General features: G+C 72.7%; 20 protein-coding genes and 1 tRNA gene. 12 read left to right on the forward strand and 9 right to left on the reverse strand.

From position 1 onward, the window contains the following. The first annotated feature begins 97 nt into the window (after window positions 1-97). The 3 genes from AL2_RS10820 (at window position 98) to AL2_RS10830 (ending at window position 1764) form a co-directional block, all read left to right on the forward strand. Complete coding sequence (locus tag AL2_RS10820) at window positions 98-1042, forward strand: NADP-dependent oxidoreductase (RefSeq protein WP_067633064.1); 945 nt, start codon at window positions 98-100, stop codon at window positions 1040-1042. A 70-nt stretch (window positions 1043-1112) separates the two neighbouring features. Further along, a complete protein-coding gene (locus AL2_RS10825; RefSeq protein ID WP_067632670.1) occupies window positions 1113-1325 on the forward strand; it encodes a DUF4349 domain-containing protein in 213 nt (70 codons plus the stop codon). A gap of 82 nt (window positions 1326-1407) precedes the next feature. After that, window positions 1408-1764 carry a tetratricopeptide repeat protein gene (locus AL2_RS10830; protein WP_067632672.1) on the forward strand — a complete coding sequence of 119 codons (357 nt, stop codon included), beginning with the start codon at window positions 1408-1410 and terminating at the stop codon, window positions 1762-1764. Window positions 1765-1799: 35 nt separating this feature from the next. Here AL2_RS10830 and AL2_RS10835 read toward each other — a convergent pair whose 3' ends face one another. From AL2_RS10835 to AL2_RS10850, 4 genes are all read right to left on the reverse strand, one after another. Next, on the reverse strand, window positions 1800-3116 hold the full coding sequence (locus AL2_RS10835) for a sensor histidine kinase (protein WP_245666538.1): 1317 nt from the start codon (window positions 3114-3116) through the stop codon (window positions 1800-1802). A 174-nt stretch (window positions 3117-3290) separates the two neighbouring features. Continuing rightward, the gene (locus tag AL2_RS10840) at window positions 3291-4172 is read right to left on the reverse strand and encodes an ABC transporter permease (protein WP_067632674.1); all 882 of its coding nucleotides are present in this window, start codon (window positions 4170-4172) and stop codon (window positions 3291-3293) included. Next, entirely contained in the window at window positions 4162-4932 is a 771-nt protein-coding gene (locus tag AL2_RS10845) for an ABC transporter ATP-binding protein (protein WP_067632676.1), read from the reverse strand. The genes AL2_RS10840 and AL2_RS10845 overlap by 11 nt, the downstream gene beginning before the upstream one ends. Continuing rightward, window positions 4929-5972 carry an ABC transporter substrate-binding protein gene (locus AL2_RS10850; protein ID WP_174550832.1) on the reverse strand — a complete coding sequence of 348 codons (1044 nt, stop codon included), beginning with the start codon at window positions 5970-5972 and terminating at the stop codon, window positions 4929-4931. Before AL2_RS10850 ends, AL2_RS10845 begins: the two co-directional genes overlap by 4 nt. Window positions 5973-6171: 199 nt before the next feature. Between AL2_RS10850 and eno the strand changes: the two genes are divergently transcribed. From eno to AL2_RS10870, 4 genes are all read left to right on the forward strand, one after another. Next, a complete protein-coding gene (gene eno / locus AL2_RS10855) occupies window positions 6172-7455 on the forward strand; it encodes a phosphopyruvate hydratase (protein WP_067632678.1) in 1284 nt (427 codons plus the stop codon). Between the two features lie 79 nt (window positions 7456-7534). After that, complete coding sequence (locus tag AL2_RS10860; RefSeq protein WP_083946390.1) at window positions 7535-7990, forward strand: FtsB family cell division protein; 456 nt, start codon at window positions 7535-7537, stop codon at window positions 7988-7990. Between the two features lie 17 nt (window positions 7991-8007). Next, the gene (locus AL2_RS10865; protein WP_067632679.1) at window positions 8008-8538 is read left to right on the forward strand and encodes a DUF501 domain-containing protein; all 531 of its coding nucleotides are present in this window, start codon (window positions 8008-8010) and stop codon (window positions 8536-8538) included. After that, on the forward strand, window positions 8535-9482 hold the full coding sequence (locus tag AL2_RS10870; RefSeq protein ID WP_067632681.1) for a Ppx/GppA phosphatase family protein: 948 nt from the start codon (window positions 8535-8537) through the stop codon (window positions 9480-9482). Before AL2_RS10865 ends, AL2_RS10870 begins: the two co-directional genes overlap by 4 nt. Window positions 9483-9495: 13 nt before the next feature. Here the strand turns inward: AL2_RS10870 and AL2_RS38485 are convergent, their stop codons facing one another. Next, a complete protein-coding gene (locus AL2_RS38485) occupies window positions 9496-10266 on the reverse strand; it encodes a DUF2510 domain-containing protein (RefSeq protein ID WP_067632683.1) in 771 nt (256 codons plus the stop codon). A gap of 150 nt (window positions 10267-10416) precedes the next feature. Here AL2_RS38485 and AL2_RS10880 point away from each other — a divergent pair, with 150 nt between their 5' ends. Then, a complete protein-coding gene (locus tag AL2_RS10880) occupies window positions 10417-11238 on the forward strand; it encodes a uracil-DNA glycosylase (RefSeq protein WP_067632685.1) in 822 nt (273 codons plus the stop codon). 9 nt (window positions 11239-11247) lie between these two features. On the opposite strand, the gene AL2_RS37350 is transcribed toward AL2_RS10880, so the two are convergent. Then, window positions 11248-11880 carry a DUF4232 domain-containing protein gene (locus AL2_RS37350; RefSeq protein WP_157438094.1) on the reverse strand — a complete coding sequence of 211 codons (633 nt, stop codon included), beginning with the start codon at window positions 11878-11880 and terminating at the stop codon, window positions 11248-11250. Between the two features lie 316 nt (window positions 11881-12196). On the opposite strand from AL2_RS37350, the gene AL2_RS10890 reads away from it, so the two are divergent. The 3 genes from AL2_RS10890 to AL2_RS10900 all read left to right on the forward strand — a co-directional run bounded on the left by AL2_RS10890 (window position 12197) and on the right by AL2_RS10900 (window position 14777). Then, window positions 12197-13501, forward strand: a complete 1305-nt coding sequence (locus tag AL2_RS10890; RefSeq protein WP_067632688.1) for an NAD(P)/FAD-dependent oxidoreductase — start codon at window positions 12197-12199, stop codon at window positions 13499-13501. A gap of 167 nt (window positions 13502-13668) precedes the next feature. Beyond that, window positions 13669-13741, forward strand: a tRNA-Leu gene (locus tag AL2_RS10895). Between the two features lie 223 nt (window positions 13742-13964). Next, window positions 13965-14777, forward strand: coding sequence for a Bax inhibitor-1/YccA family protein (locus AL2_RS10900; protein ID WP_067632689.1), 813 nt, complete (start codon window positions 13965-13967; stop codon window positions 14775-14777). Between the two features lie 149 nt (window positions 14778-14926). Here the strand turns inward: AL2_RS10900 and AL2_RS10905 are convergent, their stop codons facing one another. The 3 genes from AL2_RS10905 to AL2_RS10915 all read right to left on the reverse strand — a co-directional run bounded on the left by AL2_RS10905 (window position 14927) and on the right by AL2_RS10915 (window position 17962). Next, window positions 14927-15154 carry a DUF4287 domain-containing protein gene (locus AL2_RS10905; RefSeq protein ID WP_067632691.1) on the reverse strand — a complete coding sequence of 76 codons (228 nt, stop codon included), beginning with the start codon at window positions 15152-15154 and terminating at the stop codon, window positions 14927-14929. A 190-nt stretch (window positions 15155-15344) separates the two neighbouring features. Beyond that, window positions 15345-16565 carry an acetyl-CoA C-acetyltransferase gene (locus AL2_RS10910; RefSeq protein ID WP_067632693.1) on the reverse strand — a complete coding sequence of 407 codons (1221 nt, stop codon included), beginning with the start codon at window positions 16563-16565 and terminating at the stop codon, window positions 15345-15347. A gap of 326 nt (window positions 16566-16891) precedes the next feature. Beyond that, window positions 16892-17962 (reverse strand): SGNH/GDSL hydrolase family protein, encoded by a 1071-nt coding sequence (locus tag AL2_RS10915; protein WP_083946393.1) that lies wholly within the window; start codon window positions 17960-17962, stop codon window positions 16892-16894. A gap of 183 nt (window positions 17963-18145) precedes the next feature. On the opposite strand from AL2_RS10915, the gene AL2_RS10920 reads away from it, so the two are divergent. Further along, the gene (locus AL2_RS10920; RefSeq protein WP_067632695.1) at window positions 18146-19522 is read left to right on the forward strand and encodes a cystathionine beta-synthase; all 1377 of its coding nucleotides are present in this window, start codon (window positions 18146-18148) and stop codon (window positions 19520-19522) included. Window positions 19523-19645 lie beyond the last annotated feature (123 nt).

The raw sequence follows: 19645 nt of genomic DNA on the forward strand, positions 1-19645 counted from the left end.
GTCCGACCTGCGGGCCCGTGTGATCGCCGGGTGATCGGGTAGAGCGAACCGGGGGGTGTCCGGGCCTCCGCGCGATCCGATCGGGGGGACGATCATCATGCGAGTCATCGCCGTGTCCGAATACGGCGCCACACCGGCGTGGACGAACCTTCCGCGCCCGGAGCCGGGGCCGGGGGAGATCCTCGTGAAGATGGTCGCGGCGGGCCTCAACCCGCTCGACTGGAAGATCGCCGACGGCATGCTCAAGGACTCCGTCGACGTGCCGTTCCCGCTCGTCCTGGGGCAGGACGGCGCCGGCGTCGTGGACGCGGTCGGCGACGGCGTGACCCGGCTGCGGCACGGCGAGCAGGTCTACGGGGTCTTCGCCCACCCGGAGCGCGGCCTCGGCAGCTTCGCCGAGTACGCGATCGCCCGCGACGACGGGCCGGTCGCGAAGATGCCGACGGGCATGATCTACACGCAGGCCGCGGCAGTGCCGACCGCGAGCACGACCGCGCTCGCCATGGTGGACGAGGCCGGCGTCGACAGCGGGCACACCGTCCTCGTCGTGGGCGCGACCGGCGGGGTCGGCCAGGGCCTGGTGCAGCTGGCGTCCCGCGCGGGCGCCAAGGTCATCGCGACCGCCCGCGACGACATGGCCGGCACCATGCGGCGCCTCGGCGCGGAGGAGACCGTCGACCACTCCAAGGGCGACCTCAACCGCCAGGTGCTCGCCGTCCACTCCGAGGGGATCGACATCGTCCTCGACGTGGTCAGCGACACCACCGCCGCCGAGCACATCGCGCAGCTGCTGCGTCCCGGCGGGACGTACGTCAGCACGACCTACGCGGTGAACCCCGACGCGATGGAGGCCAGGGAGCTGCGCGGCGTCAACTACGACGGCCGCCCGTCGGCCGCGCTGCTGGACCGGCTGTCCGACCTCATCGACGCGGGCGCGCTCCGCGTCCGGGTCGAGCACGAGGTGCCGCTCGCCGAGGCCGCCGACGCGCTGGCCGCGAACCGCGCCGGCGGCGCCCGCGGCAAGACCGTGATCCGCGTCTGATCGCGGGGGGCGAGGAGTGCACGGGCCCGTCGCGGGCATGCAGAGGCCGTACCCGACGGGGAGGATGAGAATGAACCAGCCCGAGGACGAGCGGCGCGCCAGGCTCCGCGACATCGAGGAGTCTCTCGACCGGCTCCGCGCCGACCTTCCCGACCCGCCCGCCGACGCCGGCGACATGGTCGACTCGGGGCAGTACCTCGCCCAGCGGGAGGAGCTGCAGGGCCAGATCGAGCAGCTGGAGGGCGAGCGCGAGCGCCTCCGCGACTCGCTCGGCCTCGGCTGAGCCCCGGGAAACCGCCTGCGGGAACAGATCCCGCCCGTCCCCGGTTGTGCGTTGCGTCAAGCAACCTGAGGGGAGGGGCGGGATGACCACCTACGAGGAGTTCGAGCGCGCGACGCTGTTCTTCGACGCCAAGGACTACGCCGGCGCGGCGCGCCTGCTGGCCCCGATCGCCGAGGGCGACCCCGGCAACCGCGCCGCGGCGGAGCTGCTCGGCCGCGCCTACTTCCACAGCGCGCAGCTGGGCCGCGCCGAGGCGGCCTTCCGCCGCCTCGTCGGCCTGGACCCCTGCAACGGCTGGGCCCACGAGGCGCTGGCCCGCACCCTGGAACGCCAGGGCCGCGCGGACGAGGCGGGCGCCTTCCGCAAGCTCGCACGTGCGATGGGCGTCGACCCCGCGCCCGGCACGGAGGTCTCCGTCACGGCGGCCGACCTGCACTGACGCGGGCCGGCGCCGTCACCGGAGGGGAGGCGCCGTCACCGGAGGGGGAGGCGCAGGACGAAGCGGGCGCCGGGGCGGCCGTCGATGCGGTCGGTGAGGATCAGCGACCCCTGGTGCGCCTGCGCGATGTCCCGGGAGATGGCGAGGCCGAGGCCGGTGCCGCCCGCGTCGCGGTGCCGGCCCTCGGCCAGCCGGGTGAACCGCTCGAACACCCGCTCGCGGTCCTCCGGCGGGACGCCCGGGCCGTCGTCGATCACCTCCACGACGGCGGTCGAAGGTGGCTCCGCGCGCAGGATCACCGTCACCTCGCCCGTCGCGTGCCGGTCGGCGTTGTCGAGCAGGTTGGTGAGCAGCCGCGCCAGCTCGCTGCGCCCCCCGTGCACCGTCACCGACCCCTCCGACAGAACCGTCGCCTGGGTGCGGCGCGGGCGGCGCAGCACCTCCGCGTCCGTCAGCTCGGTCAGGTCCACCGCCTCGCGCTCGAAGTTGCGGTCGGCCTCCAGCCGCGCCAGCGCCAGCAGGTCGTCCACCACCGCCGACAGGCGCTCGGTGTTCTCCAGGACGGCCCGCAGCGTCTCCTGCACGTCGCTGTCCTCGGGTGCCGTCAGCGCCAGCTCCACCTCCATCCGCAGCGCGGTGAGCGGGCTGCGCAGCTCGTGCGACACGTCGGAGACGAACGCCCGCTGCCGCGCGACCGCCTGCTCCAGCCGGTCGAGGGTCGCGTTCACGCTCTCGGCGAGCAGCCCCACCTCGTCGCGGCGGCCCGGCAGCGGCACGCGGCGCTCCAAATCGGTGGCGGTGATCTCGTCCAGCTTCCGGCGGATCTCGGCGACCGGCCGCAGCGCCCGGCTCACCGACAGCCACGTCCCGTAGCCGACGAGGCCGGTGATCAACGGGATGCAGAGCGCGATCAGCGCCGCGACCAGCGGGCGCGGCAGCGGTCCCGGCTCCGGGGCCAGCGAGAAGACGAACTTCGTCGACGGCCCGACGCCGACCCGGTTCTCGACCAGGAGGAAGCAGTCCCCGCCGGGAGCGTCGACCCCGCAGATCCGCCCGTCGCGGCGGTCGTCGTACCGCCTCGGCGGCGGGAAGCGCACCGGCGGGCGGCCCTGCATCCGCGGCGACGCGGCGACCACCCGGTGCTGCAGGTCGGTGACCTGCAGCAGTTCGTCGTCGGACGTCAGGATCGGGTTGCTCAGCCGCCCCAGGTTGACCGACGTCGCGACCCGGCGCCCGTCCCGGGACAGTCTCCGGAACGTCTCACTGACCGCCTGCTGGTGGACCAGGGTCAGCAGCACCGCGCACAGCGCGGTCGACAGCACCAGCGCTACAAGCGACGCCGCCGCCGTCACCCGCAGCCGTATCTCCGGGTGACGCAGGACGGCCCGCCAGATCCAGTGGCTCAGTCCCTTGGACGGCCGGCGGCGCCGGAACCGTATGGCGACCTCCCGGGTACGTTCTGCCAGTACCCGTGATTCCTTGCCTGAACGGGGCAAACGCCACCGTGGCGGACGGGTAAAACCCGGTCATGCCGCGCCGTCCCCGGCCACGCCCCAGCGCCGCCGCACGGCCCCGTCCGCGACCCCGAACAGCTGGTCGATCACGATGCCGATGAGCAGGATCACCAGCATGTACGAGATCATGTCCGCGGTGTTGTTCAGCTCCCTGGCCTGCGACAGCAGCACGCCGAGCGAGGTCGTGTCGCCGATGATGACGAGCAGCTCGCCGGCCATCAGGCTGCGCCAGGCGAACGCCCAGCCCTGCTTCAACCCCGCCACGAACGCGGGCAGCGACGCCGGCATGATCAGGTGCCGGTACAGCAGGAGCCCGCGCAGCCCCATCACCCGTCCGGCGCGCAGCAGGATCGGCGGGGTGTAGTCGACGCCCGCGATCAGCCCGTTGGCGATCGAGGGGGCCGCGCCGAGGATCACCACGAACAGGATCGCGCTCTCGCTCAGCCGGAACAGCAGGATGGCGAGCGGGAACCACGCGATCGACGGCATCGTCTGCAGGCCCGTGATCAGCGACCCGAACGCGCGCCGCAGCACCCGGAACCGCGCGACCAGCGCCCCGGCCGGCACCCCGGCGGCGACGGCCAGCGCGAACCCGGCGAGGGCGCGGCGCATGGTGAGCCCGACCGCCTCCCAGAACCGCGCGGTGGTGATCTGGTCCCAGAACACCGGCAGCGTGTCGCCGGGGCCGGGCAGGACCCACGGGTCCTTCCAGCCGCTCCACACCACCAGCTGCCACGCGCCGAGCGCGATCAGCACCGCCGCGGCCATCGGCCACACCGCCGACCACACCCGCAGGCCGAGGCGCACGCGCGTCCCGCCGCCGAGTTCCAGCGCGTCCAGTCCGGCCAGCTCGCGGTCGAGCCGCCCGCCCTCCGCCAGCACGTCATGCGCCATGCCGGACGACCTCCTCGCGCAGCCGGTCGGTGATGGACGCCGCCAGCGAGGCGACCTCCGGCGAGTCGATGCGGCGCGGCCGCTTCATCGGGACGGGGAACTCCTCCACCACCCGGCCGGGGCGGCTGCTGAGCAGCACGACCCGGTCGCCCAGCCGCACCGCCTCGCGCACGTTGTGGGTGACGAACAGCACGGTGAGGTCGCGGTCCCGCCAGATCCGCTCGACCTCGTCGTGCAGGAGGTCGCGGGTCATGGCGTCGAGCGCGCCGAACGGCTCGTCCATCAGCAGGATGGTGCGGTCCGGCCCCGCGCCGTCGGTCAGCGCGAGCGCGCGGGCGAGCGCGACGCGCTGCCGCATGCCGCCGGACAGCTGGTGCGGGCGCTTCCGCGCGAAGTCGCCGAGGTGCACGGAGACGAGCAGCTCCGCCGCGCGCCCGCGCCGCTCAGCGCGCGGCACGCCGCGCATCTTGAGGGCGAGTTCGAGGTTGCCCGTCACGGTCAGCCACGGGAACAGCGCGGGCTCCTGGAACATGAGCGCGACCCGCCCGCCGCCCGTGTCGATCGTCCCGGCGCTCGGCGCGTCGAGGTCGGCGACCAGGTTCAGCAGCGTGCTCTTGCCGCAGCCGGACGCGCCGAGCAGGCACACGAACTCGCCCGGCGCCACGTCCAGGGAGACCCGGTCGAGTGCGAGGAGCGCGGACCGGCCCGTCCCGAACGCCTTCGAGACGCCGTCGAGCCGGACCGCGGCCGTCCCGGTCATCGGTCGCCGACCTGTGCCTTCCCGCCCGCCTTGAGGACGTCGTTCAGCGGCGCGAGGCGGTAGATGCCCGCCAGGTCGGTCTCGTCCAGCAGGCCGATCTCCTCGGCGTGCCGGGCGCCGGCGGTCAGCGAGGAGGCGACCGGGTCGACGGTGAAGTCGATCTCCTTGAACGCCGCGTCGAGGACGTCCTGCTTGAGCGGCTTGCCGCTCAGCTTCGCCAGCGCGTCGTTGGTGACCTTCTTCGCGTCCGCCTTGTTCTGGTTGATGTAGTCGGTCGCCTCGACGACGCCCTGGAGCAGCTTCGTGACCTGCTCCGGGTGCTTCTTCTCGTATTCCTGGCCGACGAGCACGTTGGTGATGACGAACTTGCCGCCGGGCCACAGCGACTTCTCGTCCAGCAGCTTCTCGCCCTTGCTCTCCAAGATCAGCCGGGACGCGTACGGCTCGGGGACCCAGGCGCCGTCGATGTCGCCCTGCGCGAACGTCTGGAGCGTCTGCGCGTTCTCCTGCGGGACGACCTTCACGTCGCCGCTGCCGTCCTTGTTCGCGGTCAGGCCGTTCTTCTTGAGCCAGTACCGGAGCGCCACGTCCTGCGTGTTGCCGAGCTGCGGCGTCGCGATCCTCTTGCCGCGCAGGTCCTGGACGCTCCCGATCCCCGGCTTCACGACGAGCGAGACGCCGCCGGACGCCGCGCCGGAGATGATGTGGACCGCCTTGCCGTGCGATTTCGCCCAGGCGTTGATGGACGGGTTCGGCCCGACGAACGTCGCGTCGATCGCGCCGGAGAACAGCGCCTCGACGGCCGCGGGACCCGCGTTGAAGGTCGCCGTCTCGGGCGCGGCCCCGAGGTGCTTGGCGAAGATCCCCTTCTCGACGCCGACCAGGGCGGTGGCGTGCGTGATGTTGGGGAAGTAGCCGAGTCTGAGCGGCGCGGCCGTGCCGGACTCGCCGCCGCCGTCGCCGCAGGCGCCGAGCGAGCCCGCCGTGACCAGGGCGGCGAGTGCCGCCGCGGTGATGCGCCCGGAGAGTCCACGAATCATTGTCTTGTTTCCCTACCAATCAAGTCGGATAGACCTGTTAAGTAGATAGCTCGCCCGGTGTTCGCGTCAAGTCCCCTGGTGGGAACGGTCGCGCGGGGCCGGTCCGGCAGGGGAACGGCGAGCCCGTTCGTCCGCGCGGGGGGCGCGCGGATAGGCTCGGTGATCGCACCAGACCATCAGCATCCTCAGGGGGTTCCCCGTGTCGTCGATCGAGGCCGTACTCGCCCGGGAGATCCTTGACTCCCGCGGCAATCCGACCGTCGAGGTCGAGGTCCTGCTCGCCGATGGGACCGAGGCGCACGCCGCCGTGCCGAGCGGCGCGTCCACCGGCCAGTTCGAGGCCGTGGAGCTGCGCGACGGCGGGGAGCGCTACGGCGGCAAGGGCGTCCGCAACGCGGTCAAGGCCGTCAACGAGACCATCGACGAGAAGCTCGTCGGCTACCCGGCGTCCGACCAGCGGCTGATCGACCAGCTGCTCGTCGACCTGGACGGCACCCCGGACAAGTCCGCGCTCGGCGCCAACGCGATCCTCGGCGTCAGCCTCGCGGTCGCCAAGGCCGCCGCCGACTCCGCCGGGCTGCCGCTGTTCCGCTACGTGGGCGGCCCGAACGCGCACCTGCTGCCCGTCCCGATGATGAACATCCTGAACGGCGGCGCGCACGCCGACAGCAACGTCGACGTCCAGGAGTTCATGGTCGCGCCGATCGGCGCCGCCACCTTCGCCGAGGCGCTGCGCTGGGGCGCCGAGACCTACCACGCGCTCAAGTCGGTGCTGAAGTCCAAGGGCCTGAACACCGGCCTCGGCGACGAGGGCGGCTTCGCCCCCGACCTGCCGAGCAACCGGGACGCGCTCGACCTGATCGTGGAGGCGATCCGCAAGGCCGGCTTCACTCCCGGCCGCGACATCGCGCTCGCCATGGACGTCGCGGCCTCCGAGTTCCACGCCGACGGGCAGTACGCGTTCGAGGGCACCAAGCGGTCCGCCGACGACATGGCCGCCTACTACGGCGAACTGCTCGGCAACTACCCGCTCGTCTCCATCGAGGACCCGCTCGACGAGGAGGACTGGGCCGGCTGGGAGGGCCTCACCGCCGCCGTCGGCGACCGCGTCCAGCTCGTCGGCGACGACCTGTTCGTCACCAACCCCGAGCGGCTCGGGCGCGGCATCAAGTCGGGCGCCGCGAACGCGCTGCTGGTCAAGGTCAACCAGATCGGCACGCTCAGCGAGACCCTCGACGCCGTCTCGCTCGCGCAGACCAGCGGCTACAAGTGCATGATGAGCCACCGGTCCGGCGAGACCGAGGACACCACGATCGCCGACCTGGCCGTCGCGACCAACTGCGGCCAGATCAAGACCGGCGCCCCGGCCCGCAGCGACCGCGTCGCCAAGTACAACCAGCTGCTGCGCATCGAGGAGCTGCTGGACGACGCCGCGCGCTACGCCGGCGCCGCCGCGTTCCCGCGCTTCGACGCGCAGGGTTGAGCACCGGCCCGCGACCCGGCGGGCGGGGCCCCGTCCCGCCGCCGGGTCCCGGGCGGCCGAGCCGGAGGCAGGTGACACGATGGCGCAGGACGACGGCCGGGCGGCCGATGAGCGCGCCGACGGCCACGGCGTCGGCGACCACGGGGCCGGCGGGCGCCGCGGCAACCCGGCGCTGACCAGCCGCGCCGCCATCCTCGCGGTCGTGGTGTGCGCGATCGCGCTGAGCCTCGCCTACCCCGTCCGCGAGTACATCGCCCAGCGCAAGGAGATCGCCGAACTGCGGCACCAGGAGGCGCAGGCCGGCCGGCGGGTCGACGAGCTCCTCCAGCGGAAGCAGCAACTGGGTGACAAGTCGTACATTGAGCGTGAGGCCACGCGAAGGCTTCATTACTGCCGTCCTGACGTAAAGTGCTACATCGTGCTGGACGGCAGCGGCGGAGAGGACCGGCAGGCGCAGCGGGGCGGGCCACCGAGCAGGCCGCCCTGGTACGAGACGCTGTGGCGATCGGTGGAGGCCGCCGACCGGCCGCGCTGATACGCGGGTGGGGACGAATGATCGAAGCAGGTGACACGGCCGCCGTGGCGGCCCAGCTCGGGCGGGAGCCGCGCGGGGTCCGCGCGGTGGCGAGCCGCTGCCCGTGCGGGCTGCCCGCGGTGATCGAGACCGCGCCGCGGCTGCCCGACGGGACCCCGTTCCCCACGCTGTTCTACCTGACGTGCCCGAAGGCCGCCTCGGCCATCGGGACGCTGGAGGGCAGCGGCGTCATGAAGGACATGCAGGCGAGGCTCGCCGCCGACCCGTCCCTCAGGGAGAAGTACGCCGCCGCCCACGAGGACTACCTCCGCCGCCGCGACGAGGCCGCCCGCGACGAGGGCGTCGAGCCGCTGCCCGCGGGCATGCAGAGCGCGGGCGGCATGCCCGAGCGCGTCAAGTGCCTGCACGCCCTGATCGGGCACGAGCTGGCGGTCCCCGGCGTGAACCCGTTCGGCCGCGAGGCGCTGGAGGCGCTGCCGGAATGGTGGCGGTCGGGGCCCTGCGTCCAGGTGCCGGGCGCCGATGCCGAACCCGGGGAGGACGAGTGACACGCGTCGCGGCCATCGACTGCGGGACGAACTCGGTCCGCCTGCTGATCGCCGACATCGAGCCCGGCGCGGGCGCCGGCCGGCTGGCCGACGTCGAGCGCCGGATGGAGATCGTCCGGCTGGGCGAGGGCGTCGACGAGACCGGGCGGCTCTCGCCCGCCGCGCTGGAGCGGACCTTCACCGCCATGCGCGGCTACGCCGGGCTGATCGAGCGGCACGGCAGCGGCGCCGGGCACGGCCCGATCAAGACCCGGGTGGTGGCGACCAGCGCCACCCGCGACGCGGAGAACAGGAGCGACTTCGTCCGCGGCGTCGTCGACATCTTCGGCGTCGTCCCCGAGGTGATCAGCGGGGACGAGGAGGCCGAGCTGTCGTTCGCGGGCGCCACCCGCGAGCTCGCCGAGCTGCGCCCCGCCCGCCCCTACCTGGTGGTCGACATCGGCGGCGGCTCCACCGAGTTCGTCCTCGGCAGCTCCTCCGCCGACGCGTCCCGCTCGATCGACATCGGCTGCGTGCGGATGACCGAGCGGCACCTGAAGGACGACCCGCCCTCGCCGCAGCAGATCTCCAACGCCGCCGCCGACATCGACACCGCGCTCGCCGCCGTCCGGGAACGGGTCCCAGTGGACGAGGCGCGCACGCTCGTCGGCCTCGCCGGCTCGGTCACCACGGTCGCCGGGATCGCGCTCGACCTGCCCGAGTACGACCCGTCCCGCATCCACCTGTCGCGGATCACCGCCACCCAGGTGCACGAGGTGACGCGCCGGCTGCTGCACGAGACCCGCGCCGAGCGCGCCGAGATCGGCGTCATGCACCCGGGGCGCGTCGACGTGATCGGCGCGGGCGCGCTCATCCTGGACCGCATCATGCGCGAGTACGGCTTCGGCGCCGTCGTCGTCAGCGAGCACGACATTCTGGACGGCATCGCCTGGTCGCTGCTCTGAGCCGGCCCGCCGCTCAGTTCTTGAGCCGCACCAGCAGCGCGGGAATCAGCACCGCGTTCGGGTTCTGCTGCGGGACGTAGAGGATCGGCGAGCTGCTGCTGGCCTGCTGGATCCAGACCCGGCCCCGGTCGACGGTCGCGCCGGAGATCGACGACCAGCTCAGCGACACCCGGTTGCCCCGCACGCCGCCCGGATGCACGGTGAGGCCCTGCGCCACGTCGACCGACTCGCCGGCCCGGACGCGCCGCGCCAGCTCGCCGACCAGGCGCTGCTCGGCGTGCTCCTGGCAGAGCTGGATCAGCCGCCCCCAGATGTGCTCGGGCTCGCCGTCCCGGCCGGGCAGCGCCTCCGGCTCGATCACCACCTCGACGCGCGGGCCGCCGCGGAACGGGAACCGGCCCGCCTGGAAGATCCACTGCCTGCCGGGGCGTTGGCCGGAACCGGCCGGGCGCTCCGCCGCCCAGTACGCCACCCACTCCACCCGCGGCCAGGTCAGCGAAGTGTCCCCGTAGGCGACGACCTGGTCGTCGGCGTACAGGTGCACGCCGCGCACGGTCACGTCCAGTGCCGGAACGGACGGGACGCGGTCCCAGGTCGGCTGCTGCCCGTGCGGGGCGGCGTACGCGGTCCCCGCCTCCTCCCGGACGGGCTCCCGCCGCTTCTGCGGCTGCAGCCGCGGCGGCCGGTCCGGCTCGGGGTTGAGGCGCTCGGTCCAGTTCCGCCCGTCCCACCAGCGCAGGCTCCCAGTGCCGTACGGATCGGGGTACCAGCCCGGTTGCGACACTCCTGCCTCCCGCTTCGCACTATGGCAGCGCCGGACACCCGCCTCCCCGACCGGCGAACGCATCGTACCGACCGGGCACGCTCCGCACCCGCCATGGGCGGAACCCGGCCACCGCCGAGCGCGCCCGCACGGCGTGGGACGATCGATGGTATGCCGACCGCCAACGCCCCGTTCGTCCCGCCCGGCTCCGGATGGCCGGAGGACCCCGCGACGCCGGACACGCCCGTCGCGCACGGCACCGGCGAGGTCGCCGAGCTGGCCGCGAAGGCGCCCGATCTGGACGAGCTGTGCGCCCGCCAGTCGGTGTGCCGCGCGTGCGACCGGCTCGTGGCGTGGCGGGAGAAGGTCGCCGTCCAGCGGCGCCGCGCGTTCGCGGACGAGGAGTACTGGGGCCGGCCCATCGCCGGCTGGGGCGACCCCGAGCCGCGCGTCCTGATCGTCGGGCTGGCCCCGGCGGCGCACGGCGGCAACCGCACCGGCCGCATCTTCACCGGCGACCGGTCGGGCGACTGGCTGTTCGCGTCCCTGCACAGGGTCGGGCTGGCGTCGCGGCCGACCAGCGTCCGCGCGGGCGACGGGCAGCGGCTCATCGGCGCGCGGATGGCGGCGACCGTCCGCTGCGCGCCGCCCGACAACAAGCCGACGCCGCTGGAGCGGACGACCTGCCTGCCGTGGCTGGCCCGCGAGGTCGAGATGGTCGCGCCGAGCGTCCGCTGCGTCCTGTGCCTCGGCGGGTTCGCGTGGCAGGGCGTGTGGCCGGCGCTCAAGCAGGCGGGGTACGGGGTGCCGCGGCCGCGGCCGAAGTTCGGCCACGGCGCGGAGGCGGAGCTGGTGCCGCCGCCCTCGGCGGCCCGCCGCGATCCCGTCCTGCTGCTGGGCTGCTACCACCCGAGCCAGCAGAACACCTTCACCGGCCGGGTCACCGAGGAGATGCTGGACGCGGTCCTCGTCCGCGCCCGCGACTACCGCTAGCGCCGCCCGCTACCGGGGCTCCGGGTTCGTCGTGACGGGCGTGAGGCGGATCTGGCCGTGCTGGCAGACCGGCCCGTACGTCCAGTTCGCGGTGACCTGCTCGGTGTTGTTAGGCGGAATCACCTTGAGCGCGGCCGGCTCGGGCTCGCAGCCGGCGCCGTCCGTCTCGTCCCCGGCGGGGACGACCGCCCAGTGCAGCCGCTCATAGGCGTGGCCGCCGTTGCCGATCGTGATCGTGCGCGCGGTGCCCGTGCGGATGACCTTCGTCGGGATCGTCCCGTCCGCGCCGGCCAGCTGAAGGCCCGACCAGCCGCCGGTCGTGCAGTGCTTCCCCGACTCGTTCGTCAGCACGAGCGTCGCGTAGCGGTTCCCGGCCGCGGCGCCGAGATCGGTGAGCCGCGCGCTGAGCATCCCGCTGGTGCAGTGCGGACGTCCCGCCGCGTTACCGGACGTCCCGCCGCCGTTCCCCGCCGTTCCGGACCCCCGGCTCGGGGCGGTGGACGCCCCGGACGTGCCCGGCGGCGGTGCCGGCGCCGCGCCGCCGCTGGACGAAGCGCCGCTCACCGTGGAGCTGGACCCGCATCCGGCGAGTGCGGTGGTGATGGCGGCGGCGGCGAGCGTCCCCCAGATGACCCGTGGCATGGTGACCCCCCAGCGAATGAGAGCGACGGCGGGGCAGGGCCTTGGCCAAGCGGCCGGGGCGTGTGACCGGCCCCTGTCCCGGCCCGCCGCCCGCGGCCGCTTGGCGCCCCCGTCCGGCCCTGTCCCCGTCGTCTTCTTTCTGGTGGTACATCCCATGAGATGCCGGATCGGGCCATGAAGTTCGCGAGCCGGGCAGGCGGGTATCGGCTCCGACATGCCTTCTCCAACAGTTCGGACGAGCGACCCTGCGGTCACCTCGGGGCGCGGCGGGGGGTCCGCGAAGCAGATCCTGGTCGTCGGCGGCGGGTACGTCGGCATGTACACGGCCTTGCGCCTGCAGCGGAAGCTCCGCCGGGAGCTGCGCCGCGGCGAGGTCGGCATCACCGTCATCGAGCCCCAGTCCTACATGACCTACCAGCCCTTCCTTCCCGAGGCGGCGGCGGGAAACCTGGAGCCCCGGCACGTGGTCGCGCCGCTGCGCAAGGTCCTGAAGCGGTGCCGGATCGTGAACGGCTACGTGACGCGGATCGACCACGCGTCCCGCCGGATCACCATCTGCCCCGCGGGCACGCGCACCGACGGCGTCGCCGAGCGGAACATCGACTACGACATGCTCGTGGTCGCGGTGGGGTCGATCTCGAAGACGCTGCCCATCCCGGGGCTCGCCGAATGGGGGATCGGGTTCAAGACCATCGAAGAGGCGATCTTCCTGCGCAACCACGTCCTGCACCAGCTCGACATCGCCGCGTCCAACCCGGGCGACGAGCAGGTCAGGAAGCGGGCGCTGACGTTCGTGTTCGTCGGGGCCGGATTCGCGGGCATCGAGGCCATGGCCGAACTGGAGGACATGTCGCGGGACGCCTGCAAGTGGTTCCCCACCATCGACGAGCGCGAGATGCGCTGGATGATGGTCGAGGCGACCGACCGGATCCTGCCCGAGGTCGGTCCCGAGATGGGCCGCTGGACCGCCGACGCCCTGCGCCGCCGCGGCATCGAGGTCAAGATGAAGACCCAGCTGAAATCCGCCGAGAAACGGCACATCGTGCTCAGTGACGGCGACGAGTTCGACGCCGGCACCCTCGTCTGGACGGCCGGCGTGAAACCCCACCCCGTCCTCAAGGACAGCGACCTGCCGCTGGACGGCAAGGGACGCCTCAAGGCGACCGCCGACCTCACCGTCGAGGGAGCGCAGGGCGTGTACACGGCCGGTGACAACGCCGCCGTCCCCGACCTCAGCGGGAAGGGCGATTTCACCGCGCCCAACGCCCAGCACGCGGTCAGGCAGGCCCGGCGGCTCGCCGACAACATCGTCGCGGACCTGCACGGCAAGCCGAGGAAGCCGTACAAGCACGCCTACGTCGGGTCCGTCGCGAGCCTCGGCCTGCACAAGGGCGTCGCGAACGTCTACGGGCTGCAGGTGCGGGGGCTGCCCGCCTGGTTCATGCACCGCACGTACCATCTGTCGCGGATGCCGACCGTCAACCGCAAGTTCCGCATCACCATGGACTGGACGCTCGCGTTCTTCTTCCAGCGCGAAATCATCTCCCTGGCCGAACTGGAACGGCCGCGCCAGGAATTCGAACTCGCCGCGGGCAGGACCAGCGAGAACGTGACCGCCTGACCCCATCCGTCGAGGCGGACCCGGGCGGGGAGGAGCGCCGAAGGCCTGCCCGCGCGGGCCTTCCACGCGTCTTGACTGGCCTTGTCGAACTGGCCGGACCCGGCCGCGCCCGCCGCCCATAGGAAAGGACTCGCCGCCGCCGGCCCCTCACTCGATATGATGACGCCGCCCCTGTAGCCCAATGGCAGAGGCAGGCTCCCTAAAAGAGCCATTGTGTCGGTTCGAGTCCGACCAGGGGCACGAGTCGGATTGTCCTGCTCGCCGATCTTCGATCGGCCACGCCGGGGCCCGCAGCGTTGATCCAGGGGGGCGACCCCCTGGAACCCCCGGCGCGACGGCTTCGCCGCGTCGCGCGGAGGTGTGCCGTTCGTCGCCGTGATGGAGCCGGGCGGGATTCGCACTGATCATGCGGGGGTTTCACGTTTACACTGGGGGGCCACGTCGGCCGAAAGTGGAGACTCTGATGGAGAGCAGAAACCCCGCGTTCCGGGGGAACGCCTTCGACCCGCGGGCCGGGGGTGCCGCTTACGGCGCACCGGGCTACGGGGCACAGCAGTACGGGGCCGCCGGCTACGCGGCCCCCGGATACGCGCCGCCGGCCACCCGGCCGATGACCATGGACGACGTCGTCGTCCGCGGGTTCATGACGCTCGCCGTCCTGGTGCTCACCGCGGCGCTCGCGTGGGCGCTGGTGCCCATCGAGCTCGCGACGCCGGTGCTGGTCGTCGCCCTCATCGCCGAGATCGGGATCTGGGCGTTCATCACGTTCGGCCGCAAGGCGAACGCGCCGACGGTGCTGGCGTTCGCGGCCGTCTACGGGATCGCCGTCGGCATCATCAGCCACGCCTACAACGACCTCTACCACGGCGTGGTCTTCCAGGCCGTGATCGGCACCGCGCTGGCGTTCGGCGCCACGCTCGCCGTCTACGCGCTGCGCATCGTGCGGGTGACGCCGAAGTTCGCCAAGTTCGTCGTCGCCGCGGGCGCCGCGCTCATCGGGCTGATGATCATCAACATGCTGGTGCACCTGTTCGGCGGCGACCAGGGCATCGGCATCCGCGACCCGGGCAGCCCGCTCGCCTACGTCTTCAGCGTCGTCGCGATCCTGGTCGGCTGCTTCTTCCTGCTGCTGGACTTCGACGCCGTCGAGCAGGGCGTCCGCCAGGGGGCGCCGGAGAAGTTCGCCTGGTACTGCGCGTTCGGGCTGGTGCTGAGCCTGGTGTGGATCTACCTGGAGATCCTCCGGCTGCTCAGCTACTTCAGCGGACGCGACTAGCCGCGACATTGATCAGCCCCGCGCCGGGCGGTGCGGGGCTGATCCATGTGGGATCTCGGCGCCAGGGTCGTGGCGACGCAGCGGCACGACTGCGGGGGCATCCGTTGGCGGGATCCCACCGGGTCTGTATGAAGTTCGGGGGCGCGCGCTCAGTAGTGGCGCGCGCGGCGCGCACGCTCGTGCTCGCGCACCAGCGCGGCGGCGTAGCCGTGCGAGAGGTTGTGCTCGTCGGCCAGCCAGCTGCTGCGTTCCTCGCAGCGGGTGAACGAGGGACCGTTCTCGATCGTGGTGAACCACTCGGGGATGTCACGTCCTGTGACTTGCGGAATGCGTGCGATCAGCTTGGTGTGCGTCTCCGGCGAGTGGCTCAGTGACAATTGGCACCTCCAGGTCGCGGGGCTCTTCCTGCTGACTCTGCAACACGTCTCCGCATGTGACAAGACCCTAACGGGGACCTATCTTTTGCGTTACGTAGATCATTTATAACGGGGATATTCCCCGGAAACGCGCAGGTGGCCCGCACGAAGGCCCCGCAGGGCACTCTCGCGCGGGCCACCGCCCGGAGAACTAGGAGAGCCGCTCCAGGATCATCGCCATGCCCTGGCCGCCGCCCACGCACATCGTCTCCAGACCGAACTGCTTGTCGTGGAACTTCAGCCCGTTGAGGAGCGTGGAGGTGATACGGGCGCCCGTCATGCCGAACGGGTGGCCGACCGCGATCGCGCCGCCGTTCACGTTCAGCTTGTCGTGGTCGATGCCGAGGTCCTCGGCGGACGGCAGCACCTGCGCCGCGAACGCCTCGTTGATCTCCACGAGGTCGATGTCGCCGATGGTCATGCCCGCCTTGGCGAGGGCCTTGCGGGACGCGTCCACCGGGCCGAGGCCCATGATCTCGGGGGACAGGCCGGTGACGCCGGTCGACACGATCCGGGCCAGCGGGGTGATGCCGAGTTCGGCGGCCTTGGTGTCGCTCATGACGACCACCGCGGCGGCGCCGTCGTTCAGCGGGCAGCAGTTGCCCGCGGTGACCGTACCGTCCGGCCGGAACACCGGCTGGAGCTGCGACACCTTCTCGTAGCTGGTGCCGGGCCGGGGGCCGTCGTCCTTGGCGACGACGCTGCCGTCCGGCAGCGTCACCGGGGTGATGTCCTTCTCCCAGAAGCCGTTCCCGAGCGCCTTCTCGGCGAGGTTCTGCGAGCGGACGCCGAACTCGTCCTGCGCCTGGCGGGACACGCCGCGCATCCCGGCGACGTTCTCGGCGGTCTGCCCCATCGCGATGTAGATGTCGGGGAGCGTGCCGTCCTCGCGCGGGTCGCGCCACACCGGCGCGCCGCCCTCGCCCGCCTTGGCGGTGCGGGCCTGCGCGTCCGCGAACAGCGGGTTCTGCGTGTCGGGCAGCCCGTCGCTGCTGCCCTTGGCGAACCGGCTGACGGTCTCGACGCCGGCCGAGACGATCACGTCGGCCTCGCCCGCCTTGATCGCGTGCAGCGCCATCCGGGTCGTCTGCAGCGAGGACGAGCAGTACCGGGTGATGGTGGCGCCGGGCACGTTGTCCCAGCCCAGCAGGACCGACACGACGCGCGCCATGTTGTAGCCCTGCTCACCGCCGGGCAGCCCGCAGCCGAGCAGCAGGTCGTCGATCTGGTCCGGGCCGAGCTGCGGGACCTTCGCCATCGCGGCGGTGATCATCTGGGCGGTGAGGTCGTCGGGCCGGATGTCCTTGAGCGAACCCTTGAAGGCGCGTCCGATCGGCGAGCGCGCGGTTGCGACGATGACTGCTTCGGGCATGGCGGGTCTCCTGTCTCAGTGGCCGAATGGTCCAACTTACTCACCGGTCACCTGGTCAATCTAACCGCCGGCACCGGTGCCGTGCACGCCGACCCCCCGGCTCTATCGTACGGCGCGTCTAATAAGTGTCGACTTACTGACCTGCGGCGAATCCCGATCCCCAGGTGACGGTCACCCCATGCGCCTGGGACGCCGGGCGGCCGACCCTGGGTCCCACGCCACCGGCCGGGCCGCCGCGAGCGCGGGCGGCGGACCGGCCGGCCGGCGTGCCGGACCGCCGGGGTCCCGTCTTCCGGTGACCGGACGGGCCCCGGTTCGGCCGGCGCTCAGCCACCGGTCTCGGGCTCCGGCCGCGAGCGCGTCCGGAGCCGGGTCGCGAGGCGTACCGGAGCGACCGCGCCGATCGCCGCGATGCCGCCGGCCAGCGGGCGGCCCAGTGCCTGCCGCAGCGGGCGCTGCAGGGGATACCGCAGCGTGGCCCAGCGGCCCCGCGGGCCGCGGTCGTCGCCGGCGACGGACGCCCCGCTGACCTCGGTCCCGGCCCGCTCGGCGGCCTCGGCGGCGGCCAGCGAGACCGGGCGGGCGGCCGCGCCGGGCAGGTCGGGCTCCAGCCCCAGCGCCGCGGCCATCGACGGCAGGACGGCGGCGGCCGCGGCGGCGTAGCCCCGCGCGGACGGGTGGTAGCGGTCCTCGCTGAACATCGACAGCGGGTCGGCGGCGAACTCGCGGCCGAGCAGGTCGCCGAGCGAGACCGAGCGGGCGCCGTGCTCGACGACGGCGATCATCTGCGCGGCGGCGAGCTGCCGGCAGGCGCGCCGGGCGAACCACCGCAGCGGCTGCATCAGCGGCTTCACCGAGCCGAGGTCGGGGCAGGTGCCGACGACCACCTGGCCGCCCGCGTCGCGCAGCCGCCCGACCGCGTCCGCGAGGTGCCGGACGGACTCGGCGGGGGTGATCCGGCCGGTCACGTCGTTCGCGCCGATCATGATGACGGCGATGTCGGGACGGGTCTGCAGGGCCTGCTCGACCTGGGCGCCGAGGGCCTGCGACCGGGACCCGGGGCGGGCCACGTTCGTCAGCCGGACGGGGCGCCCGGCGATCGCGGCGAGCCCGGTGGCGAGGTGCGCGGCGGGCGTCTCCGCCGGGGTGTGCACGCCGAGCCCGGCCGCGGTCGAGTCGCCGAGCATGACCAGCGACAGCGGCGCGCCGCCGGACGCCTCGCCGTAGAGTCCGTCGGCCGCCGGCGGGTCGCCGTAGGGCGTCGCCTGGATGATCCGGCGGGCCAGCTTCGCCTCCACGACGATGAGGCCGAAGGTGACGCCGCCGATCGCCGTGATGCCGCCTCCGCCATAGGCCGCGGCGGCCGCGATGCGCCGGGCGGTGAATGCTCTCAACATGCTGCGCTGACCCTCCGTGATTAAGTACCTACCCGCGCGAAGAGGAGTTGATGCCTGGCCCGTCGATGTCGGCTAACGTCGGAAACGGGAAACCTTCCGGAGCCGCACCCGTTCCGCCGTGTTACCGGCGGCGGATCGGGGACGCGCTGCTCGGATCCACACTGAACCGACAAGGATGTCGCGGTGCACGTACACGACTCGCTCGTCGAACTGATGGGCAACACCCCCCTCGTTCGGCTGCGCAAGGTGACCGGGAGCCTGCGCCCGCAGGTGCTCGCCAAGGTGGAGTACTTCAACCCCGGCGGCTCGGTGAAGGACCGCATCGCGGTCCGCATGATCGACGCGGCCGAGAAGTCCGGCGAGCTGCGGCCGGGCGGCACGATCGTCGAGCCGACGTCCGGCAACACCGGGGTGGGGCTCGCCATCGTCGCGCAGGAGCGCGGCTACCGCTGCGTCTTCGTCTGCCCCGACAAGGTCGGCAAGGACAAGATCGACGTGCTGCGCGCGTACGGCGCCGAGGTCGTCGTCTGCCCGACGGCGGTGAACCCCGAGCACCCCGACTCCTACTACTCGGTGTCGGACCGGCTCGCCGCCGAGATCCCCGGCGCGTGGAAGCCGAACCAGTACACCAACCCGCAGAACCCGCAGTCGCACTACGAGACGACCGGCCCGGAGCTGTGGGAGCAGACCGAGGGCCGCATCACCCACTTCGTCGCGGGCATCGGCACTGGCGGCACGATCAGCGGCACCGGCCGGTACCTCAAGGACGTGTCCGGCGGCCGGGTGCAGATCATCGGCGCCGACCCGGAGGGCTCGGTCTACTCGGGCGGCTCGGGCCGTCCCTACCTCACCGAGGGCGTCGGCGAGGACATCTGGCCCGAGACCTACGACCGCGAGATCTGCGACGACGTCATCGCGGTGTCCGACAAGGACTCCTTCGTCATGACCCGGCGGCTCGCCCGCGAGGAGGCGCTGCTCGTCGGCGGCTCCTGCGGCATGGCCGTGGTCGCGGCGCTGCGCGTCGCCGAGAAGGCCGGCCCGGACGCGGTGGTGGTCGTGCTGCTGCCGGACGGCGGGCGCGGCTACCTCGGCAAGATCTTCAACGACGGCTGGATGGCCGACTACGGCTTCCTCACCCCGCACAGCGAGGAGGCCCGGGTCGGCGAGGTGCTCACCCGCAAGGGCGGCACGCTGCCGGAGTTCGTGCACGTCCACCCGCACGAGACCGTGCAGACCGCGATCGCCATCATGCGCGAGTACGAGGTGTCGCAGGTCCCGGTGATGAAGGAGGAGCCGCCGGTCATGGCGGCCGAGGTGGTCGGCTCGGTCGGTGAGACCGACCTGCTCGACGTCATGGTGAAGGGCGAGGCGAAGATGTCCGAGCCGGTCGAGCTGCACATGTCGCCGCCGCTGCCGACGCTCGGCTACGGCGAGCCGGTGTCCAAGGCGGTCGGCGTGCTGGAGAAGTCCGGCGCGGCCGTCGTCCTCGTGGATGGCAAGCCGAAGGGCCTCGTCACCCGCCAGGACCTCCTCTCCTTCCTGGCGGCGTCCACCACCTGACCGGTCCCGCACGCCGGAGGCCCGGAGATCATCGCGATCTCCGGGCCTCCGGCGTTGCGGGGAGTATGCCGGGTTGCGGAGCCGGCCGGTGGGCGGCGTTTCGGGCCGTGCTCCGCAACCCGA

It is taken from the genome of Actinomadura latina NBRC 106108 (assembly GCF_001552195.1).
Lineage (GTDB): Bacteria > Actinomycetota > Actinomycetes > Streptosporangiales > Streptosporangiaceae > Spirillospora > Spirillospora latina.